The organism is Actinotalea sp. C106 (genome assembly GCF_023630195.1).
In the GTDB taxonomy this organism is placed as follows: domain Bacteria; phylum Actinomycetota; class Actinomycetes; order Actinomycetales; family Cellulomonadaceae; genus Actinotalea.
Genome location: NZ_JALPKN010000487.1, coordinates 1 through 1,420, shown reverse-complemented (window position 1 = coordinate 1,420; position 1,420 = coordinate 1). Strand labels below are relative to the sequence as shown.

Annotated in this window: 2 protein-coding genes; both read right to left on the bottom strand. The window is 73.8% G+C overall.

Annotated features, from left to right (window positions below):
* The coding region (locus tag L0B03_RS17880; protein WP_250448358.1) for a serine/threonine-protein kinase at positions 1–965 on the bottom strand (965 nt) is incomplete at its 3' end.
* A partial coding sequence (locus tag L0B03_RS17875; protein ID WP_250448356.1) for an FHA domain-containing protein occupies positions 962–1,420 on the bottom strand: 459 nt, incomplete at its 5' end. The genes L0B03_RS17875 and L0B03_RS17880, both read right to left, overlap by 4 nt.

Genomic DNA, 1,420 nt, shown 5'->3' with positions numbered 1-1,420 from the left:
AGCCGCGTGGCCTGGTCGCCCTGGCCGTCCCGCTCGCCGTCGGAGACCTCCCGGGCCGCGTCGCCGTCGGGCCCGCCCGGGACGGCCGAGGTGACGTCCTCGGGCAGGTCGAGGGGGGTCAGGGGCAGCAGCAGCTCGGCCTCGACCTGCTGCAGCGCCCGCGCGAAGGCCAGCGCCGAGTGGTGCCGGCGCTCAGGGTTGCGGTCCATCGCCCGGGCCAGGACGGCCTGGAGGCTCTCCGGCACGTCACCGCGCCCGGTCGCGCTCAGCGGCGACCGCTCGATCCGCATGATGAGGTCCGCCGCGGTGTTCGAGCCGTCCGGCACCTCGAAGGGCGACCTGCGGGCCAGCAGCGAGTAGACCGTCGCGGCCAGGGAGTACACGTCCGAGCGGACGTCGCCGGTCGGGTCCTCGACGAGCATCTCCGGCGGGGACCAGGGGATGGACATCCCCGTGGCGGCCCCCGAGGCGAGGGTGGTGGCCGCGATCCCGAAGTCGGTCAGCGCCGGCCAGCCGAAGTCGGTGATCAGCACGTTGGCCGGCTTGATGTCCCGGTGCAGGATGCCGGCCCGGTGCGCGGTCTCGACCGCGGACGCCAACCGGGTCCCGAGCCGCAGCACCTCGGCCACACCCATCCGCTCGGTGCGGTAGCGCTCGCCCAGCCCGGCCCGCGAGCAGTACTCCATCACCAGGTAGGGGCGACCGTCGGCCGCGACGTCGGCGTGGTAGATCGTCACGATCGACGGGTGGTGGGACAGCTGTGCCATGAGGTCGGCCTCGGTGCGGAACCGCCCGCGGACCTCGTCGCTCAGGTGGCTCGCGAGCAGCACCTTGACCGCGACCGAGCGTCGTGGCATCTGCTGGGTGTAGAGGAAGACGTCCGCGAAGCCGCCCATGCCGAGCAGGTGGGCCGGCTCGTACCCGGGGATCGCCGGAGGGGCCGACGGCTCGCGGCGGCTGCTCACGTGCCCCGCTCCACGATGAAGGTCACTCCCTCACCCAGGTCGACGACCACGCCGGGCTCGACGACCGTCGGCTCACCCGGGTGCAGTCGCTGCGGGCCCGCGTTCTGGCGCAGGAGCAGGACCCCGTTGGTCGAACGCAGGTCGGTGACCAGCACGTCCTCGCCGTCCATCCGTACCTCGGCGTGGGTGCGGGAGATGTCCTGGTTGGGGCTCGCGACCGTGACGAGCCGCGGCAGCTGGCTGTTCGTGACCCGCGAGACCTGCGGTGCGCGCCCGAGCAGCACGGGCCGGTTGAGCGAGACCACCAGACCTGAGGACAGCTGGATCTTGGCGGGCGGCGGGGCCTGCGGGGCCGGCACCGCGAACGGCCCGGGCACGGCGTCCCCGGCCCACTCGGGCAGCTGCCGACGCAGGGCGACGACGTCCGAGCTGAGCACGGTCAGGCCGTCGTGGTC